Here is a 17951-nt window from a genome sequence, read left to right as displayed (position 1 = left end):
GATGACATCTCCATTGCTTGCGATTGAAAATTTATCGGTAGGTTTCCGTCAGCAACAGCACGTGCGTCCTGTCGTTAACGCCATTTCGTTACAGGTGAACGCCGGGGAAACGCTGGCGCTGGTCGGCGAGTCCGGGTCAGGAAAAAGCGTGACGGCGCTTTCCATTCTGCGTCTTTTGCCTACCCCTCCCGCCGTCTACCTCTCCGGCGATATTCGCTTTCACGGCGAATCATTGCTTCATGCCAGCGAGCAGACGCTACGCGGCGTACGCGGCAATAAAATCGCCATGATTTTTCAGGAACCGATGGTTTCACTTAACCCGCTGCATACGCTGGAAAAACAGCTCTATGAAGTGCTGTCGCTCCACCGGGGAATGCGTCGGGAGGCGGCAAGAGCGGAGATGATCGGTTGTCTGGATCGGGTCGGTATCCGCCAGGCGAGCCAGCGTCTGCGCGATTATCCGCATCAGCTTTCCGGCGGCGAACGCCAGCGCGTCATGATAGCCATGGCGCTGTTAACACGGCCGGAATTACTGATCGCCGATGAGCCGACCACCGCCCTCGACGTCTCCGTACAGGCGCAGATTTTATCTCTACTGCGGGAACTCCAGCGCGAGCTCAATATGGGATTGCTGTTTATCACCCATAACCTCAGCATTGTAAAAAAACTGGCGGATTCGGTGGCGGTAATGCAACACGGCAAGTGCGTAGAGAACCAACGCGCCGACACGCTGCTCTCCGCGCCGACCCATCCGTACACGCAAAAACTACTCAACAGCGAACCCACAGGCGATCCGGTTCCGCTCCCCGCCGGGCAGACGCCGTTGCTGGAGGTGGACAGGCTGCGCGTCGCCTTCCCGATCCGCAAAGGCATTCTGAAGCGCGTCGTGGATCATAATGTGGTGGTTAACAATATCAGTTTCACCCTGCATCCAGGCGAAACGCTGGGTCTGGTCGGCGAGTCAGGATCGGGAAAAAGTACCACCGGTCTGGCGCTGTTACGGCTTATCCGCTCCGAAGGCCGCATCGTGTTTGACGGTCAATCGCTGGATACGTTAAACCGCCGCCAGCTTTTACCTGTTCGCCACCGTATCCAGGTCGTATTCCAGGACCCAAACTCATCGCTAAACCCGCGTTTAAACGTGTTGCAAATTATCGAAGAAGGCCTGCGCGTCCACCAGCCTACGCTTTCAGGCGCGCAGCGCGAACAGCAGGTGAAAGCGGTCATGATGGAAGTCGGCCTGGACCCGGAAACGCGGCATCGTTATCCCGCTGAGTTTTCCGGCGGCCAGCGTCAACGTATCGCCGTCGCCAGGGTGCTGATTTTAAAACCGTCGCTTATTATTCTGGATGAACCAACCTCATCGCTGGATAAAACCGTTCAGGCGCAGATTCTTGCCCTCCTGAAATCGCTACAGCAAAAGCACCGTCTGGCCTATATCTTCATTAGCCACGATCTGCATGTAGTACGCGCGCTGTGCCATCAGGTTATCGTGCTGCGGCAGGGGGAGGTGGTTGAACAGGGGCAATGCGAGCGCGTGTTTACCGCACCGCAACAAGCGTATACGCGTCAGCTACTCGCGTTAAGCTGACGCCTAAAAAGGATTATTGCTAGAAAAAGGTTCCGCTATCGCCACGCCGAAATTTTTCAGCCGACAGGTGGCGGCAAACTCATCCTGACGATTAACGAACAGGCACGGTTCCCCTTCGCACTCCAGCACGGAGCAAGGAACTTCAATATCGCTTAGCGCCTGGCTGAGCTTATGCATCACTGACCACGCGCTATCGCCTGCCGGACTCAACAGTTTAAGCGCCACCAGACTATTCTCGGTGCTCTGCCCGTTTTGCGAAATCGGTTCAACCTTTGCCCCCGCAAAACCCGCCGACCAGCGATAGTTTTGCGGCAGACGGTGAACAATTGAGAGCTGTAATGTATTCACTTTCTTTCCCCGGAAGCACAATTACTTCACAATTTACTTACATTTATATTAACACATCATTGACAACCCGTCCTTAAACAGATTGCTAACGCCCTTCTCTCCGTCAGTGGCTCTACAGCAAGCGGGAGTTAAAATAGTTTTACCGACGCGGAGATAGCGGCGGGCTATATGTACCCGTTTCTGCGATCTAACTCAACCTTTTTAACTACAATGATGTGACTTTTTACATAAATGGATTTTACATAAAATAAACATAAAGGAGGAAAATGAGGAATTGGTAATTGATATACATCAACTATGAAAGCCGTTTGGCTTTGCCATCGTGTAGCGGATAGCGTCCCCCAACGCCGCCTGCGCATTCTTCGGCGCCATTGAGGGACAGCGCGCCCGTCACCGTTTTTTGGGACGGCTGGCGTAGAGATAAAACAGAATGGAACAGGCGGCGCAAAGCGCAATCGACCAGATCATCGGCCACGCACTGGTAAAGGTAGCCAGCGACAGCAACGCGCCGACGATAGCGCCAATACCAAAGCGGAAAGTGCCCGCCAACGAAGACGCCGTTCCGGCCATATGCGGAAACTCATCCAAAATGACCGCCATCGCATTGGACGAAACCATCGACACACAGCCGACAAACGCCGCAACGCCGACCACCAGCGCCCAGAATCCAATGCCCATCAGCGCGCTGAAAACCATCCACACCGCCATCGCAAACTGAATCCATAGCCCGGCCCGAAACATGTTTAGCGCCCCTACCCGTCTGACAAAACGGCTGTTGATAATCGTCATCACAAACAGAAATACGATGTTCAACGCGAAGTAGTAGCCGAAATCCTGCGGCGGAACATGATTAATTTCGATATAGACAAACGGCCCCGCGCTCAAAAAAGAGAACATACCGGCAAAACTAAACCCGCTCGCCAGCATATAGCTCAGTACGCGTTTGTGGCGAAACAACGCAGCAAAGTTACCTATTGTGGTACGAATATGAAAAGGCTGACGCCGCTCAACGGGCAACGTCTCTTTAATCAGAGCAAAGATCATGACTGACGCCAGAATCGCCGCAATGGCCAGTATCCAGAAGATATAGTGCCAGCTTAACCATACCAACACCCAGCCGCCAACAATGGGCGCCATTAACGGCGCTATCGTAGTGACCAGCATGACAAATGACATCATGCGCGAAAACTCTTCCTTTGGATAAATATCCCGCATCAGCGCATTGATGACGACGCTTGCCGCCGCGGCCGCCAAACCGTGAAAGAAACGCATCACGATCAGTTGATCGATAGTCTGCGCCAACGCACAGGCGACCGCCGCAGCGGCAAATACCAGCGTCCCGCCCAGGATGACCGGCTTACGCCCGAGGCTATCCGCCATCGGTCCATAGATAAGCTGACCCAGCGCAAACCCCAGAATATAGGTGCTGAGCGTCATCTGCGCGCTACCGGCAGGCACGCCGAATTGCGCAGAAATCACCGGCAGCGCTGGAAGATACATATCAATCGACAGCGGCATTAACATGGCCAACAGGCCAAGGATAAAGACAATGGCAAAGGAAGAGTGCTGCCGGGTGGTCACATCGAACTCCTGAATTTAACGAGATAGTTAGCCGACGCTGGCGATTTCTTCTTCAGTCAACGGGCGGTACTCGCCAGGAGCCAGATTCTCATCCAGCGTAATGGCGCCAATCCGTTCGCGGTGCAGTTCCACAACGCGATTGCCTACTGCGGCAAACATCCGCTTCACCTGATGATAACGGCCTTCGCTGATGGTCAAACGGACCTGCACAGGCGTTATCACCTCCAGCGTAGCGGGTTTAGTGAGATCTTTTTCATTATGCAACTGCACGCCTTTCGCAAATTGCGCTGCCGTATCGTCGGCCACCGGCGACTCCAGGGTCACCAGATAGGTTTTTTCACAGTGATGGCGCGGCGACGTAATGCGGTGCGACCACTGACCGTCATCTGTCATTAACACCAGACCGGTAGTATCGATATCCAGACGTCCTGCGGCATGCAGCTTATACGCCACCGGCTCATCCAGGAAATACAGCACCGTTGGATGATCGGGATCATCGGTTGAACAAACGTATCCCTGCGGCTTGTTAAGCATAAAATAGCGTGGCCCGTGTTGCTGCGCTAAGGGATTGCCGTCATACGCAACCGCATGTTCCGGGAGCAGTTTGAAGGCCGCATTTTTAATGATGTCGCCATCGACGGTAACGCGGTTACCACGAATTTCACGCCCGGCAATAGCGCGGCTGACGCCAAGCTGCTGAGCGATAAATTTATCAAGTCGCATGTGTGTGATTTAGCCTGTAATAATACGGAAATCGGGCATTCTACCCGAAAAAAGGGAATTGCTATCCGCTCAGTATAGCGGGCTAACTATATCCCTCAAGGGAAATGATTCATGGCATACTATTCCCGGAACCGTTTAACGTAGTGAGACCATGATTTTTACACTCCGCCCCTACCAGCAAGAAGCCGTAGACGCCACGCTCAGCCACTTTCGCCGCCACCGTACGCCCGCCGTGATTGTTCTGCCGACCGGCGCAGGTAAAAGCCTGGTGATCGCCGAACTGGCGCGCGTCGCCCGCGGACGGGTACTGGTGCTGGCGCATGTGAAAGAGCTGGTCGCGCAGAACCACGCCAAATATTGCGCGCTGGGGCTGGAAGCGGATATTTTCGCCGCCGGACTCAAACGTAAAGAGAGTCAGGGCAAAGTCGTGTTCGGCAGCGTACAGTCGGTGGCGCGTAATCTTGACGCCTTCCAGGAGGAGTTTTCGCTGTTGATTGTCGATGAATGCCACCGCATCGGTGACGATGAAGACAGTCAGTATCAGCAAATCCTCACTCACCTGAGTAAAGTTAATCCTCACTTACGTCTGCTTGGGCTCACCGCCACGCCCTTCCGCCTCGGAAAAGGCTGGATTTATCAATTTCATTATCACGGTATGGTGCGCGGCAACGACAACGCTCTGTTTCGCGACTGTATTTATGAACTGCCGCTGCGCTATATGATTAAACACGGCTATCTGACGCCGCCTGAGCGGCTTGATATGCCAGTGGTCCAATACGATTTCAGCCGCCTGCAGGCCCAAAGCAATGGGCTGTTCAGCGAAGCCGACCTGAACCGCGAGCTGAAAAAGCAGCAGCGGATTACGCCGCACATCATCAGCCAGATTATGGAATTTGCGCAAACGCGCAAAGGCGTGATGATTTTCGCCGCCACGGTCGAACATGCGAAAGAGATTGTCGGTCTGCTTCCGGCGGACGACGCGGCGCTGATTACCGGCGATACGCCAGGGCCCGAGCGCGACGCGCTGATTGATAATTTCAAGGCGCAGCGTTTTCGCTATCTGGTTAACGTCTCGGTGCTGACCACCGGCTTTGACGCCCCACACGTTGATCTCATCGCGATTCTACGTCCCACGGAGTCAGTTAGTCTTTACCAACAAATTGTCGGGCGTGGTCTGCGCCTTGCGCCGGGAAAGACCGATTGCCTGATTCTTGATTACGCAGGCAACCCGCACGACCTGTATGCCCCGGAGGTCGGTAGCCCGAAGGGAAAAAGCGATAACGTCCCTGTCCAGGTATTTTGCCCGGCCTGCGGCTTTGCCAACACCTTCTGGGGGAAAACCACTGCCGACGGCACGCTGATTGAACACTTTGGCCGTCGCTGCCAGGGCTGGTTTGAGGATGACGACGGCCATCGCGAGCAGTGCGATTTTCGCTTTCGCTTCAAAAACTGCCCGCAGTGTAATGCCGAAAACGATATTGCCGCCCGACGCTGCCGGGAATGTGACGCTATTCTGGTCGACCCGGACGATATGTTAAAAGCGGCGCTCAGGCTCAAGGATGCGTTAGTCCTGCGCTGTAGCGGAATGACGATGCAGCATGGGCAGGATGAGAAAGGCGAATGGCTGAAAATCACTTACTATGACGAGGACGGCGCGGATGTCAGTGAGCGCTTCCGCTTGCACACGCCCGCCCAGCGTACCGCTTTCGAACAGCTATTTATTCGCCCGCATACCCGCACGCCCGGCGTTCCTTTACGCTGGATCACGGCGGCGGATATTGTCGCGCAGCAGGCGCTGTTGCGGCATCCCGATTTTGTGGTCGCGCGGATGAAAGGCCAGTACTGGCAGGTGCGTGAAAAAGTGTTCGACTATGAAGGCCGCTTCCGCCGAGCGCACGAATTACGTGGTTAATTGTACTTTTCATTGATGTAACGGCGATTTGAGTATAGAATCCCGCCCGCCTTTGCATACGCAAAGCAGATCACTTACCTGTTGCTGGGTCGCCTGTAGCAGGAATTATTAAAGAGAGATTTAAATGTTTACTATCAACGCAGAAGTACGTAAAGAGCAGGGTAAGGGTGCGAGCCGCCGCCTGCGCGCCGCTAACAAGTTCCCGGCAATCATCTACGGCGGTTCTGAAGCCCCGATTGCTATCGAACTGGACCACGACCAGGTGATGAACATGCAAGCTAAAGCTGAATTCTACAGCGAAGTTCTGACCCTCGTTGTTGACGGTAAAGAAGTAAAAGTTAAAGCTCAGGCTGTACAGCGTCACGCTTACAAACCGAAGCTGACTCACATCGACTTCGTTCGCGCGTAATCGCCTGGAAGTTGAAGAAAAACCCCGCCCCGGCGGGGTTTTTTTATGCGTTTAATTGAATTTGACGACATGCAGAGCAACGAGAACCCACTTTGCTTTTCTGCTTTCTTACACCTCGCCACATTCAATTAGCGCCTCCCCTAATCGAGGATCTGTAGTTTCCGACGCGGTATTCATACCTTTAAGCCGATTGAATAATGCCCGTTGACGAACGCTGGCACTTTCCGGTTTCCATGGCAAAATTCGTATTGGTATCGTTTGTCCGTCATTCAACGCATCAAATACCTTTTCATTGGTCAGTAAGTCGCCGCAGCTCCATGTCTTGCTATCAAACTGAAAATCAAATAAGACATGGAGCTCCAGTTCATCTACACGCACTTGACGCTTTGCATTATCGATGCGTATTTCCACCTTCTCTTTATGCGTCAAAGTGGCATCAAGATTGAGTCCATACCGTTTCAACTGCCCCTTGTCGTAATAGTAACGTATGCTGGACCAGGTTGATTTAAAAGCAAACCCAGTAATGAATAAACCACTTAACAAGAACAGCGGGCATATGAACAAGCTCAGTAACCAGTTGGCACCATAAGTATAAAACAGTACCAACGATAGAACGGTGAACACCATGCCGAGCACCAACATCATCAAAAATGCGACAATGTGCGCATACAAAACCTGCCGAAATAAACTGAAATTAACAGGCGGCTTCTGTCGTATTCCTTTACTCACTACGGCGTCCTTTTATGTCGTATGCCTTTATTTCCCGCCCGACGTGCGTCGCTGCAACTGATCGCGCAAATTCGGCGGCGTCCCTTTGATAGTCAGGGTATCGGTCGCCGGGTCCCAGAAAATCCGCTCGCCCAGTAGCATCGCATCAAAGTTAATCGTTAACCCGCCGCCGCTGCCGGCATATTTGGTTAACTGGCGTAGCGTACTGCGATCTGCCGGGAAGCTCTCTTCCAGCTCATAGCCTTTTTCGGCGGTAAATTCGCTGAAGCTGACTTCACTGACGCCGGAAAGCTCTTTAGACAGCGATTCCAGCTCAATCTCTTCCCCGGCTTGTAATTGCTCATTGCAGTAGCTGTACACCTGCTGGCGCACGTTCTGACGTTCCGCTTTATCCAACTGCGCTTCTGCGGTGAAATCATCCACTGCCTGCAACAGGCCGCGATTCTGCGCTTTGGCGTTCAACCCTTCGCTGGCGCCGAGGAAATCCATAAAGAAGTCAGCGACCTTGCGCCCTACCCGACCTTTGAGAAACGTCAGGTAGCGGGTCGATTGCGGATTAGTTTCCCACTCGGTAAGATCGATACGCGCCACGATATCCGCATGGTTAATATCAAGATAATGCGTCGGGTTAATGTCCAGATTTTCATTGACCCGCATACTGCTCAGGTTGTTCAGTACCGTAACCAGCAGATACTCCACCGCCAGGTAGCGATAATGGCAGAACAATACAATGCCGCCGTCCGCAAAGGGGTATTTCGCCAGTTCGTCACGCAGGCGTCCGGTCGCCGCCCGGCTAAAGGCAAGAAAATCTTCTTCCCCCTGACGTTGCAACCGCAGCGCTTGCGCCAGTTCACTCTCTTCATTAAACAGGCCATACGCCTTATTCTTGGCGCTATAGACCCGATGCAGTTCAGCCACCATCTCGACAACGGTGGTTGTCGGCTCCAGCAATGAATCGCGCAAGACCAGCTCAAGATTTTGCTCATCGCGCTTGATAAGCTGGTGCAGGGCAATCTGGTTGATATCCAGACTCATGATAAACTCTCCTTTAAGACCGGGCGGTATTCAACCACCGCCTGCCGAAAGACGCAAGCAATCGCCCTGTCATTTCAGGCGTTATCCGTAACGCGAATGATTTAGGGGATAAAAATGCAGAAAAAAAACTGTTGCTACGGTAATATGTTGCCCTTTCATGAACAAACAGATTTTGATTTATGCCACAACTCTCCCGCTATAGTGATGAACATGTTGAACAACTGCTGAGCGAACTGCTCAGTGTACTGGAAAAACATAAGGCGCCGACCGATCTTTCCCTGATGGTGCTGGGAAATATGGTCACCAACCTTATCAACACCAGCGTGGCGCCGGCTCAACGCCAGGCGATTGCGAACTCTTTTGCCCGCGCCTTGCAGTCTTCGATTAGCGAAGACAACGCGCACTAAAAAGCCGACTCCGGAGAAACAAGCAACAGGTATGGTAACTCATCGTCAGCGCTACCGTGAAAAAGTCTCCCAGATGGTTAGCTGGGGGCACTGGTTCGCTCTGTTCAATATACTGTTGGCTACGTTGCTCGGCAGCCGTTACCTGTTTGTCGCCGACTGGCCGACAACGCTTGCGGGTCGCATATACTCCTACCTGAGCATTGTCGGGCACTTTAGCTTTCTGGTGTTCGCCAGCTATTTGCTTATTCTTTTTCCGCTCACGTTTATCGTGATGTCCCAGCGGCTGATGCGGTTTATATCAGCCATTCTGGCGACCGCGGGTATGACGTTGTTGCTTATCGACAGCGAAGTCTTTACCCGTTTTCACCTGCATCTTAATCCCATTGTCTGGGAGCTGGTCATCAACCCTGACCAGAACGAAATGGCGCGCGACTGGCAGCTTATGTTTATTAGCGTGCCGGTTATCTTATTGATTGAGATGCTATTTGCGACATGGAGTTGGCAAAAGCTGCGCAGTCTCACGCGCCGTCGCCATTTCGCAAGGCCGCTTGCGGCATTCTTTTTCGTCTCCTTTATCGCATCGCATCTTATCTACATCTGGGCAGATGCTAATTTTTACCGGCCGATTACCATGCAGCGGGCAAACCTGCCGCTCTCTTATCCGATGACGGCGCGACGTTTTCTTGAAAAACACGGTCTGCTGGATGCGCAGGAATATCAGCGCCGTCTGGTAGAGCAAGGCAATCCGGAAGCGGTCTCCGTACAGTACCCGCTCAGCAATTTGCACTATCGCGATATGGGCACCGGTCAGAATGTGCTGCTCATTACCGTAGACGGCCTTAACTATTCTCGCTTTGAGAAGCAGATGCCGGAGCTGGCTACATTTGCCGAGCAAAACATCGACTTCACCCGTCATATGAGTTCAGGGAATACCACTGATAACGGTATTTTCGGCCTGTTCTATGGCATATCGCCAGGCTATATGGATGGCGTGTTATCCACCAGAACCCCTGCGGCGCTCATTACCGCCTTGAATCAGCAAGGCTACCAACTGGGACTGTTTTCTTCAGATGGCTTCGCCAGCCCGCTTTATCGTCAGGCATTACTGTCCGATTTCTCGATGCCGGCAGCGCAAACGCAGTCTGATGCACAAACGGCCAGCCAGTGGATAGACTGGCTTGGGCGCTACGCACAGGAAGATAACCGCTGGTTCTCATGGATATCGTTTAACGGTACTAACATTGATGACAGTAACCAGAAAAATTTTGTTAAGCGTTACGCCAGTGCCGCCAGCGACGTGGATGCGCAAATCAATCGGGTTCTGAACGCGCTGCGAGAGGCCGGTAAATTCGACAATACTGTCGTGATCATTACCGCAGGACGCGGCATACCGTTGACGCCGGAAGAAAATCGCTTCGACTGGTCGCAAGGTCATCTGCAAGTACCGCTGGTGATCCACTGGCCGGGGACGCCTGCGCAGCGTATTAATGTGCTTACCGATCATACCGATGTGATGACCACGTTGATGCAACGCCTGTTACATGTCAGCACGCCAGCGAACGAATATTCACAGGGCCAGGACATCTTTACCGTTCCACGTCGCCATAACTGGGTAACGGCGGCAGACGGCAGTACGCTGGCAATCACGACGCCGCAAATGACCCTGGTGCTCAATAATAACGGTCATTATCAGACCTATGACTTACACGGCGAGAAGATCAAAGATCAGAAGCCGCAGCTCAGTCTGCTGCTGCAAGTGCTAACAGAAGAGAAACGTTTTATCGCTAACTGATTAATTATAAATCAGTTAGCACCGTTTCCCCTTGCATTCGCGTTGGAAAGAGGTAGTATTAGCACCCACAAGTCGGCACGTAGCGCAGCCTGGTAGCGCACCGTCATGGGGTGTCGGGGGTCGGAGGTTCAAATCCTCTCGTGCCGACCAAAATTCCCCTTAAAAGCCAGCCTGCCAGGGCTGGTTTTTTTATATATCCAATTTGCAAATGGTGAAATGATGGTGAAATAGCTATCGAAGGTCACTGCAAATTGACTTCAAGCTCCCTCCAACGCGAAAAGTTGAACAGATGACTTAAATACATTGATTAGTCATCCTTAACCAGTAGAATCCGCCACGACTGGTAACTATTCAATACACGCACTATCGAACGATCGCCAGTTTGCCGCAGCCCGTTCTTGCATACAATGTGGCTGCGGCACACCATCACATCAGAAATTTGAAAATCAGGGTAAACCTGTCACTTAACCTGAAGCGGGTGGTGTATCGGGATGACAGTATGTTTCTCTTCATAGCCCACTGTTGCTGGATACCCTCCCCGGCAAAGTACAGCTTTCCCCTGCCCTTCTTTGCATTCAGGTGATCCAGTACTTCCATCGGCTTCTCGCTACCGGCGCGCGGCGCGTTATCATCGAAAAAGTTGCGCCGCGCCCTGACTGAAGAAGTCTCCCCTATTTCACCTGTACATCATCCGTACTGTCTGATGTTGTTCGTCCGGGAATATCTTTGTCGCACCGCACCTCATTCACCTGGTGCATCAGTTACGACGCCACTGAACGTTCAGATAGCTCCCCAGCATCTCCTCCACAAGAGGTCGCAGGCCATCCAAAAATGTCTTTTTCGCGCTCTCCATCGCTCTTGCTCCGATAGTGCGCTCTGCATCGGTATTACCGACCAGCCCAGACGGTCTCAGCTCTGTGTCAGACAGCATCCGGTACGTTTCCTCATAATCCGATATTTGCTTTTCACGAAGCGCGTTAACGCGTTCCGGCGCTTTGCGCTCCAGCACTCTGTGTAACGGCCCCCACTGCAGTATCCACTCCCTGAACTCGCTTTTTTCAGCGGCTTTCACCTGAAGCTCCGCGTCCTGAAGGTCTGTAACCTTCACGCCGGATACGTCAAAGAAACGCATTTCTGACGTCACGCTGGTCAGCCCGAGTGATTTCTTCAGCTTATTCTGATACGCCAGCCAGACCTCAATTTCATCAACGAGAGCCAGCGTTCTGACCTTTTCCCGGCAATCTGTTCCAGTTTTCCCAGACGGAACATCTCACGCCCCGTGGCAACCAGCGCCGCGAGATCGTTATCGTATTGCCCTTTTTCTGCATTATGTACCAGCTGTACGTTCTTCATCTGGTGCAAAAAAAATGTGACCCGGTCCTCGCAGCTTGAGGTTGCCTCTGTTGCCATAGCAAAGGTGTTTGCTCTCAACGCCTCATCTTCAGCCAGTTGTGCCAGCCAGGACGATATCTGTGCCTTAAACCCCGCGTCCTTTATGAAGTTTTCCGTCTCACTCAGTCTGTCCAGGAAGAGGCTGAAGGCGTCGGCGTTATCTTCCTGTCCGAACATATGCCATCTGTCTGCAGGAGCCGGTTCCCCCTCCCGGGCAGGCACCAGCCAGTCAGCGGCCGCCAGGCGCAGTGCCCGAGTTTCCCGGGGGGCGGAGGCTCCCGCCATATCGAATCGTATTATGGGGCCTGAATAGCCAGGCGCGCTGGTGATCTCCCGCAGCGCCTGCAAAGTACGTTCAGACAGTGGGTTCCCTTCCAGATTTACGGTTGTCTCTGAAGACAGATGAATGAGACTTTCCGGCAGGCGGGTCAGCTGGTTACGATAGACCGACAGCGACAGTAGTCCTGACGGCAGCATCGGCAGGCTGGTCAGCCGGTTACCAGATACCATCAGCTCCTTCAGTTCTGACGGCAGCACCGGCAGACTGGTCAGCCGGTTACCAGATACAATCAGCTCCTTCAGTCCTGACGGCAACGCCGGCAGGCTGGTCAGCCGATTATTATAGGCCCACAGCTTATATAATTCTGACGGCAGCGTCGGCAGGCTGGCCAGTTGGTTATCAGATACCGACAGCTCCTGTAGCCCTGACGGCAACGTCGGCAGGCTGGTCAGCTGGTTATTATAGGCCCACAGCTTACATAATTCTGACGGCAGCGCCGGCAGGCTGGCCAGTTGGTTATCAGATACCGACAGCTCCTGTAGCCCTGGCGGCAACACCGGCAGGCTGGTCAGCTGGTTATTATAGGCCCACAGCTTACATAGTCCTGACGGCAGCGCCGGCAGGCTGGTCAGATTATTATCAGGAATAACCAGTGTGGTAATATGCGCGGGTAAACAGTCTGGCAAGGTGGTAAGACCTGATTCTCCCACGTTAAGCACTGCATTGCCATTATTCAGGCAGGCACGCATTTTCTGTACCGCTGCTGCACGGCCGCGTGACTCTTCTGCGGGTGCAGCCCTTCTCCACGCTGACCAGACAACATCATACTCTGCTGGCGTCTGTGGAGCCGTTGTGGCAGGGAGGAAGGATGTCCTGAATGTCCCGGATGCCCCTTCCGCGTGTCCTGTGCCCTCCTCACCCTGTGCTGTGTCCAGGGTGAGGCGATGGGTTTCACTGTACCCCTGGCAATTTACGGTATAGTTCCCGACATCATCAAGGGTGACTGACAACATCTCCTGACTGTCTTCATCCAGAATACAGAAGTAGTTTTCCCCGTGCAGGCCGGAATGAATGTTTTCCTCCCATCCGTCATACGCGAGCGTCCTGAGCAGTTCAAATCTGCTGACCACATCCTCCCGCGTCGTTCCGGCCGGCGGGTGACAAATCGCCCAGATGCACTCCAGCGCTTCAGTCTGGTGCGTTGAGCAAAAAAATTCCTTCATTTTTTCCCAGGAACTCATTTCAGGGGGGGTATCAGACCAGGCAATACGATAAATGCGACGGTTACTGATGGTGGCGGGAAGACATCCGCTTCCAATATGAAAGGGCATAACAAAAAACCTTTATAAATTTACATATAGTATCTGTCCGGCAGACATCATCTCTTCCTGGTCTTAATTTCACAATAAGGTTATCGGCGGATTCATGGTCGTCCTGCCATGGCGGGCTTCAGAAGGTGCAGAAGAAAAATCCGTTATGATGACCGGATGGCGGGACTGTCATTTTACAGCTAAAGTGTCGATTTTTCAGGGTCGCTTTCCACGATGACCAGATCATCCGGTATCAACGCCCGGGCGTTCAATTTTCGATTCTGCCTGCCTGCGCAGCTCTTCCGGCGAATAAACCCTTTGAACGACTTTACTGTCTTTAAACTGCCAGCAGCATGAAATATCAGCGCGACGGTTTTCATCCGTATCAGGCAACTCTGCAACGCTCTGGCCAGCAGGCCACAGCCCGGAAACATCATGCGTAATACACGTAATAACATCGTTATCGTCGTAGGTAATTTTCAGCGTGTCTGCTGAAAATAATTGCTGGCACCCATACCAGTCCTGACCATCCTCTGATTTAAGATACGCCGCATCGGCGAATAATGTGTCATCTGGTTCCGGTGCATACGGAATGAAATTTTTAATATTTAAAAACTGTTTGTTCTTTTTATTTTTTTCCGCTGTCATAATTATTCCTTCTTATATACTTGGGGCTGTCACCCACGTATCACCAACCAGATACTGAATGGGACGTTGTCACCCGAATAGTCATCGCGCCACGCACTCCCATTACCTCAATCACTGCGCCAGCGAGACAGATATTACCGCAGCCAGTATCCGTGATGATTTTGTTATAAGCGTAAGACCAGGAGCCACGACACATCCAGTAAGGGTGATTGAATGCGCCCTGAGACTCCAGCCAGACGATAAACTCCGCCGTCGTCCACGGATTATCATCACAGCCGATAGTAACTGCGCCATCAAACGCTCGCGCGGCACCGATACGACGCACAAACAAATCCTTGTCCGGAATATCGCCGCCATTCTGTGATTTTTGTAATGCATCGGCGGCACGACTTATGGTTTCTCGCAAACCAACGTATTCGATAAGACCGTCAACGCTTTTTCCTGACAGCGCCGTCAGGGTTTCGTCCAGCGGCTGCTTGCCCGCCAGTTTATTCAGTACCGTGGTGGCAAAGTTCGGATCATTTCCCAACACGTCAGCCAGTTCCTGCAGGGTGTCCAGTGGCTCCAGTACGGAACCAACCAGCGCGGCAATCAGTTTGCGGACAAACTCCGCGTTTGTTGTCTGAAGCCCTTTAGCATCGCCTGGCGGCGTCGGTGTGGTCGGCGTTCCAGTGAATGCCGGGCTGTCCAGCGGCGCTTTGGTCCGTACCTCACCCATAACGGTTTTTACCGCCTTTGGTGTGGCCGCCAGCGCTTCGCTGTCACTGTCCGTGGCACTGCTTAATTTAACGATACCTTTTTTCGTCAGGCTTGCATCTTCCAGGGAAATCACGTCTGCGATATCCTCGGCCCGTTTCGCGGCCTCTTCGGCTCTGGTTGCCGATTCTCCGGCTGCAGCTCTGCTTTGCGCTGCCAGTGATGCGATGGTATCAGATGCGGCGGCGTGGGTGGATGCCTACGATGCTGATGACGAGGCGGCTGCCGCCGTTCTGGCTGTGTCAGCCGACGCCGCGCTGGCTGATGCCTCCCCGGCTTTTGTGGTCGCCGTACCTGCGCTGCTCTCCGCAGATGCTGCGGATGAAGCTGCCGACCAAAATTCCCCTTGAAAACCAGCCTGTCAGGGCTGGTTTTTTTATGCCTACAATTAAAAAGTTAGCTGATGCCAGAGACGTTATTTTGCATGAACTGATTTTGCATGAACTGATTGGACATCTTTCCTGTGCAGTGGTCACAGTAAAGTCAATGCAGGCAACTAACGTAAACCATGTTTGTACTAAAACAGAAAAAGCGCATCTACACCCTATACTGGAAAAAATGTTTGCAGTGGCAGGTAAATGAGTAAGCAATCTGTCGCAGCAATAATAAAACGTTCTGGTAAGGTAAACGGCCTACCACGCCTTTGTCGCTAACAATTAGCCTCCCTGTCGCCATAGGGTCGATAACGATCGGCTATTCACAACACGTTTTGTAGACAACGTACGGTGATTAATTACTCCTTCAGCCAGCAACTCGCTAATTGTTATTCAACTTCAGAAATTATAACTAATTGAAGCACCTACAAAATTATGCCCTGAATTTTTATCCGTAAGTGATCCATTCGAGAAATGCCGGATATAAGCTTCTGTAGAAAAAGCCCCAAAGTTCCAGCCAAGAAACGCTTTTTCTCCAAAGGTAAATGCAGAATTGACACGCATATCATCTCGCGACTTAGATTTTATATAAGCCCCCAGACCAATACCGGTATAGATACCAGCGAAATGAACCAGCGCCACATCCTTCGAGATACCCAATACGCCCTGGTTATATTTATTGCAGGGAACGCTGCCAGAATGTTTACTGCAATCATCGCTACCCTTAGCCTTAAATCCTCCTAACTCCAGATTATTTCTTGCCTGTAAAAAGAAAAAATCGCTGGGTTCACTGTATGTCAGAAAAGCCGTATATAAGTGCTCAACCCCTCCTCTTCTTATACTTTCTCCCGCAGCAAAAGAGATCTGATGCTTGTTGCCCTTGCCAAAAAAAACATTATCATTAGCAGAACATGCGAATGCACAAGGTAATAATAGATATATAAATATTCTCTTCATATACACTCCACCACCATTTCAATGTCAATAGTTATTTTTAACCGGCTAACATATTTAAAATTTTCTACGCCACGCTTACGCTCACAGAAACGGCTGATATAGCATCCACACTACGTTCTCCCCTTGAGTCGCCCCAACGGGTGCTCAAAACGCCGCGAGTGTTGTTCAGGCACATCCAGGATAAGTTATAAGTGAATGACACTCATTTCTGACCACATTTTCATTTATGATAAGAATATCGTCAGAATCTCTTTATCGCATAAAAATACCTCTGCTATTGACTTAATATTTAATTTAACAGATGTCGCGGTTCATTCGTTCTGCTCAGATGTATTTCATTGACATTAATAAAACCATAAATAAATTCAGTTAAAATAATTTGTTAATAATGACAAGCTTTAGACGCTATGACTTTTAATAAGGAATTTCCTGCCAGTAAAGATAGTCTGGACTTACGGGTGCAAGGGCGCAGCAACATATGCCACACTTCTGTTATGTCACATTGTCCGAAAGAAGCGTCCAGACCAGTATTCAACTTCAGGGAGTATTCTGTTTTCTCTCACAACGGGTTGTTTTATCCTTTCTATCGTTCAGCTAATTACTCGCCTGTCACAGGTTTTACTACTTACCCATGCACTAATTAGGGTAAAATTTACGCGCTTGACAATGTGGCAAATCTGGACGATTTCCGCGCTGAAAACAATAATCATTCTAATAAAACTCAGGAGATACAGCATGCCTGAAGTAACACCTTTTCAGGTGCTTATTGTGGACGACCATCCACTTATGCGGCGAGGTATTCGTCAATTACTGGAACTGGACCCGGCTTTTCATGTCGTTGCCGAAGCGGGTGACGGGGCGAGTGCGATCGATCTGGCGAATCGCATTGAGCCCGATCTGATCCTGCTGGATCTGAATATGAAAGGTCTGAGCGGGTTAGATACCCTGAACGCGCTACGCCGGGATGGTGTGACGGCGCAAATTATTATTCTTACCGTCTCGGATTCCGCCAGCGACATCTACGCGCTGATCGACGCCGGCGCCGACGGTTATCTGCTCAAAGATAGCGATCCGGAAGTGCTGCTGGAGGCCATTCGCAAAGGCGCTAACGGCGGTAAAGTCTTTAGCGATCGGGTCAATGAATATCTGCGTGAGCGCGAACGGTTTGGCGCGCAGGAAGATCCCTTTAGTATCCTGACCGAACGAGAGTTAGATGTCTTGCATGAGCTGGCGCAGGGGCTTTCTAACAAACAGATTGCGTCAGTACTGAATATTTCTGAGCAGACGGTTAAGGTGCACATTCGTAATCTACTTCGCAAGCTAAACGTGCGCTCACGCGTCGCGGCGACCATTCTATTTTTACAAACACGCGGAATGCAGTAACAAGCCAGGCCCGATGGCGCCACGCCACCGGGCCGTCAGGGCATTATTTCTCCTGCGCCAGCCGGATACTGCGCTCTATCACCGCCCGCCGGGCGTCACCCGCCGGCAGCAGCTTCAGCATCATCTCCCAGGCCGCCACCGCCTCGCCAAAGCGCTGCTGCTCAAAGGCGTTAAACGCATACAGGCTTAACACCCGAATATCCGTGTGGTCGCGGCTCACCAGCTGACGCAGCAGCTCCCCGCCGCAGCGGTTATCCTCCGGGTCGGACGAGCGCGTCAGCGCCTCCGCGTAGCCCAGCGCCGCATCGCGGTTTTTCGGGTCCA

At 52.0% G+C, this 17951-nt stretch carries 15 protein-coding genes, 1 tRNA gene and 4 pseudogenes; 9 read left to right on the top strand and 11 right to left on the bottom strand.

The genetic code is table 11. From position 1 onward, the window contains the following. Position 1 precedes the first annotated feature (1 nt). Positions 2 to 1591: a microcin C ABC transporter ATP-binding protein YejF gene (yejF, locus tag ACLJRU_RS04725; RefSeq protein WP_001540465.1), complete on the top strand. Its 1590-nt coding sequence runs from the start codon at positions 2 to 4 to the stop codon at positions 1589 to 1591. A 3-nt stretch (positions 1592 to 1594) separates the two neighbouring features. Here the strand turns inward: yejF and ACLJRU_RS04720 are convergent, their stop codons facing one another. The 3 genes from ACLJRU_RS04720 to rsuA form a co-directional block, all read right to left on the bottom strand. Next, positions 1595 to 1939: a YejG family protein gene (locus ACLJRU_RS04720; protein WP_001540466.1), complete on the bottom strand. Its 345-nt coding sequence runs from the start codon at positions 1937 to 1939 to the stop codon at positions 1595 to 1597. Positions 1940 to 2329: 390 nt separating this feature from the next. Continuing rightward, the gene (locus tag ACLJRU_RS04715; protein ID WP_000213349.1) at positions 2330 to 3520 is read right to left on the bottom strand and encodes a Bcr/CflA family multidrug efflux MFS transporter; all 1191 of its coding nucleotides are present in this window, start codon (positions 3518 to 3520) and stop codon (positions 2330 to 2332) included. 27 nt (positions 3521 to 3547) lie between these two features. Next, complete coding sequence (gene rsuA, locus ACLJRU_RS04710; protein ID WP_001234836.1) at positions 3548 to 4243, bottom strand: 16S rRNA pseudouridine(516) synthase RsuA; 696 nt, start codon at positions 4241 to 4243, stop codon at positions 3548 to 3550. Positions 4244 to 4394: 151 nt separating this feature from the next. Here rsuA and ACLJRU_RS04705 point away from each other — a divergent pair, with 151 nt between their 5' ends. After that, positions 4395 to 6155 (top strand): DEAD/DEAH box helicase, encoded by a 1761-nt coding sequence (locus ACLJRU_RS04705; RefSeq protein WP_000578121.1) that lies wholly within the window; start codon positions 4395 to 4397, stop codon positions 6153 to 6155. A gap of 124 nt (positions 6156 to 6279) precedes the next feature. After that, positions 6280 to 6564 carry a 50S ribosomal protein L25 gene (gene rplY / locus ACLJRU_RS04700; protein WP_000494192.1) on the top strand — a complete coding sequence of 95 codons (285 nt, stop codon included), beginning with the start codon at positions 6280 to 6282 and terminating at the stop codon, positions 6562 to 6564. Positions 6565 to 6672: 108 nt separating this feature from the next. On the opposite strand, the gene ACLJRU_RS04695 is transcribed toward rplY, so the two are convergent. Both ACLJRU_RS04695 and yejK read right to left on the bottom strand, forming a co-directional pair. Continuing rightward, positions 6673 to 7293, bottom strand: a complete 621-nt coding sequence (locus tag ACLJRU_RS04695; RefSeq protein ID WP_000033432.1) for a hypothetical protein — start codon at positions 7291 to 7293, stop codon at positions 6673 to 6675. A 27-nt stretch (positions 7294 to 7320) separates the two neighbouring features. After that, a complete protein-coding gene (gene yejK, locus ACLJRU_RS04690; RefSeq protein ID WP_000050806.1) occupies positions 7321 to 8328 on the bottom strand; it encodes a nucleoid-associated protein YejK in 1008 nt (335 codons plus the stop codon). A gap of 179 nt (positions 8329 to 8507) precedes the next feature. Here yejK and ACLJRU_RS04685 point away from each other — a divergent pair, with 179 nt between their 5' ends. From ACLJRU_RS04685 to ACLJRU_RS04675, 3 genes are all read left to right on the top strand, one after another. Continuing rightward, complete coding sequence (locus ACLJRU_RS04685) at positions 8508 to 8735, top strand: YejL family protein (RefSeq protein WP_001135904.1); 228 nt, start codon at positions 8508 to 8510, stop codon at positions 8733 to 8735. A 31-nt stretch (positions 8736 to 8766) separates the two neighbouring features. Beyond that, entirely contained in the window at positions 8767 to 10527 is a 1761-nt protein-coding gene (gene yejM / locus ACLJRU_RS04680; RefSeq protein ID WP_000256140.1) for an LPS biosynthesis-modulating metalloenzyme YejM, read from the top strand. Between the two features lie 73 nt (positions 10528 to 10600). Continuing rightward, a tRNA-Pro gene (locus ACLJRU_RS04675) sits at positions 10601 to 10677 on the top strand. A gap of 276 nt (positions 10678 to 10953) precedes the next feature. Here the strand turns inward: ACLJRU_RS04675 and ACLJRU_RS04670 are convergent. From ACLJRU_RS04670 to ACLJRU_RS04655, 4 pseudogenes are all read right to left on the bottom strand, one after another. Continuing rightward, positions 10954 to 11197, bottom strand: a pseudogene (locus ACLJRU_RS04670) (DUF4113 domain-containing protein); the annotation flags it as partial. Positions 11198 to 11284: 87 nt separating this feature from the next. After that, positions 11285 to 13530: pseudogene (locus ACLJRU_RS04665) on the bottom strand (NEL-type E3 ubiquitin ligase domain-containing protein). A gap of 252 nt (positions 13531 to 13782) precedes the next feature. Beyond that, positions 13783 to 14157, bottom strand: a pseudogene (locus ACLJRU_RS04660) (tail fiber assembly protein); the annotation flags it as partial. Between the two features lie 307 nt (positions 14158 to 14464). Continuing rightward, positions 14465 to 15145: pseudogene (locus ACLJRU_RS04655) on the bottom strand (phage tail protein); the annotation flags it as partial. Here ACLJRU_RS04655 and ACLJRU_RS04650 point away from each other — a divergent pair. Together ACLJRU_RS04650 and ACLJRU_RS04645 are read left to right on the top strand one after the other, a co-directional pair. Beyond that, positions 15081 to 15263 (top strand): hypothetical protein, encoded by a 183-nt coding sequence (locus ACLJRU_RS04650; RefSeq protein WP_001540475.1) that lies wholly within the window; start codon positions 15081 to 15083, stop codon positions 15261 to 15263. The pseudogene ACLJRU_RS04655 and the gene ACLJRU_RS04650 sit on opposite strands and share 65 nt — an antisense overlap. A gap of 28 nt (positions 15264 to 15291) precedes the next feature. Then, positions 15292 to 15495, top strand: coding sequence for a virulence protein MsgA (locus tag ACLJRU_RS04645; RefSeq protein ID WP_001653202.1), 204 nt, complete (start codon positions 15292 to 15294; stop codon positions 15493 to 15495). 191 nt (positions 15496 to 15686) lie between these two features. On the opposite strand, the gene pagL is transcribed toward ACLJRU_RS04645, so the two are convergent. Then, positions 15687 to 16250, bottom strand: coding sequence for a lipid A 3-O-deacylase PagL (gene pagL / locus ACLJRU_RS04640; protein ID WP_000281877.1), 564 nt, complete (start codon positions 16248 to 16250; stop codon positions 15687 to 15689). A gap of 729 nt (positions 16251 to 16979) precedes the next feature. Between pagL and narP the strand changes: the two genes are divergently transcribed. Next, positions 16980 to 17627, top strand: coding sequence for a nitrate/nitrite response regulator protein NarP (gene narP / locus ACLJRU_RS04635; protein WP_001115498.1), 648 nt, complete (start codon positions 16980 to 16982; stop codon positions 17625 to 17627). Positions 17628 to 17670: 43 nt separating this feature from the next. Here narP and ACLJRU_RS04630 read toward each other — a convergent pair. Then, positions 17671 to 17951: tetratricopeptide repeat protein (locus tag ACLJRU_RS04630; protein WP_410957109.1), on the bottom strand; the 281-nt coding region annotated here is incomplete at its 5' end.

It is taken from the genome of Salmonella sp. SAL00653 (assembly GCF_046552515.1).
GTDB lineage: Bacteria > Pseudomonadota > Gammaproteobacteria > Enterobacterales > Enterobacteriaceae > Salmonella > Salmonella enterica.
This window is presented reverse-complemented; position numbering and strand designations above follow the sequence as displayed.

What these genes read in the sequence shown, in the direction of transcription:
- yejF (WP_001540465.1), top strand. Translation starts at nt 2, where the DNA reads ATGACATCTCCATTGCTTGCGATTGAAAATTTATCGGTAGGTTTCCGT.
- rsuA (WP_001234836.1), bottom strand. Translation starts at nt 4,243, where the DNA reads ATGCGACTTGATAAATTTATCGCTCAGCAGCTTGGCGTCAGCCGCGCT.
- ACLJRU_RS04705 (WP_000578121.1), top strand. Translation starts at nt 4,395, where the DNA reads ATGATTTTTACACTCCGCCCCTACCAGCAAGAAGCCGTAGACGCCACG.
- rplY (WP_000494192.1), top strand. Translation starts at nt 6,280, where the DNA reads ATGTTTACTATCAACGCAGAAGTACGTAAAGAGCAGGGTAAGGGTGCG.
- yejK (WP_000050806.1), bottom strand. Translation starts at nt 8,328, where the DNA reads ATGAGTCTGGATATCAACCAGATTGCCCTGCACCAGCTTATCAAGCGC.
- ACLJRU_RS04685 (WP_001135904.1), top strand. Translation starts at nt 8,508, where the DNA reads ATGCCACAACTCTCCCGCTATAGTGATGAACATGTTGAACAACTGCTG.
- yejM (WP_000256140.1), top strand. Translation starts at nt 8,767, where the DNA reads ATGGTAACTCATCGTCAGCGCTACCGTGAAAAAGTCTCCCAGATGGTT.
- ACLJRU_RS04650 (WP_001540475.1), top strand. Translation starts at nt 15,081, where the DNA reads ATGGTATCAGATGCGGCGGCGTGGGTGGATGCCTACGATGCTGATGAC.
- ACLJRU_RS04645 (WP_001653202.1), top strand. Translation starts at nt 15,292, where the DNA reads ATGCCTACAATTAAAAAGTTAGCTGATGCCAGAGACGTTATTTTGCAT.
- narP (WP_001115498.1), top strand. Translation starts at nt 16,980, where the DNA reads ATGCCTGAAGTAACACCTTTTCAGGTGCTTATTGTGGACGACCATCCA.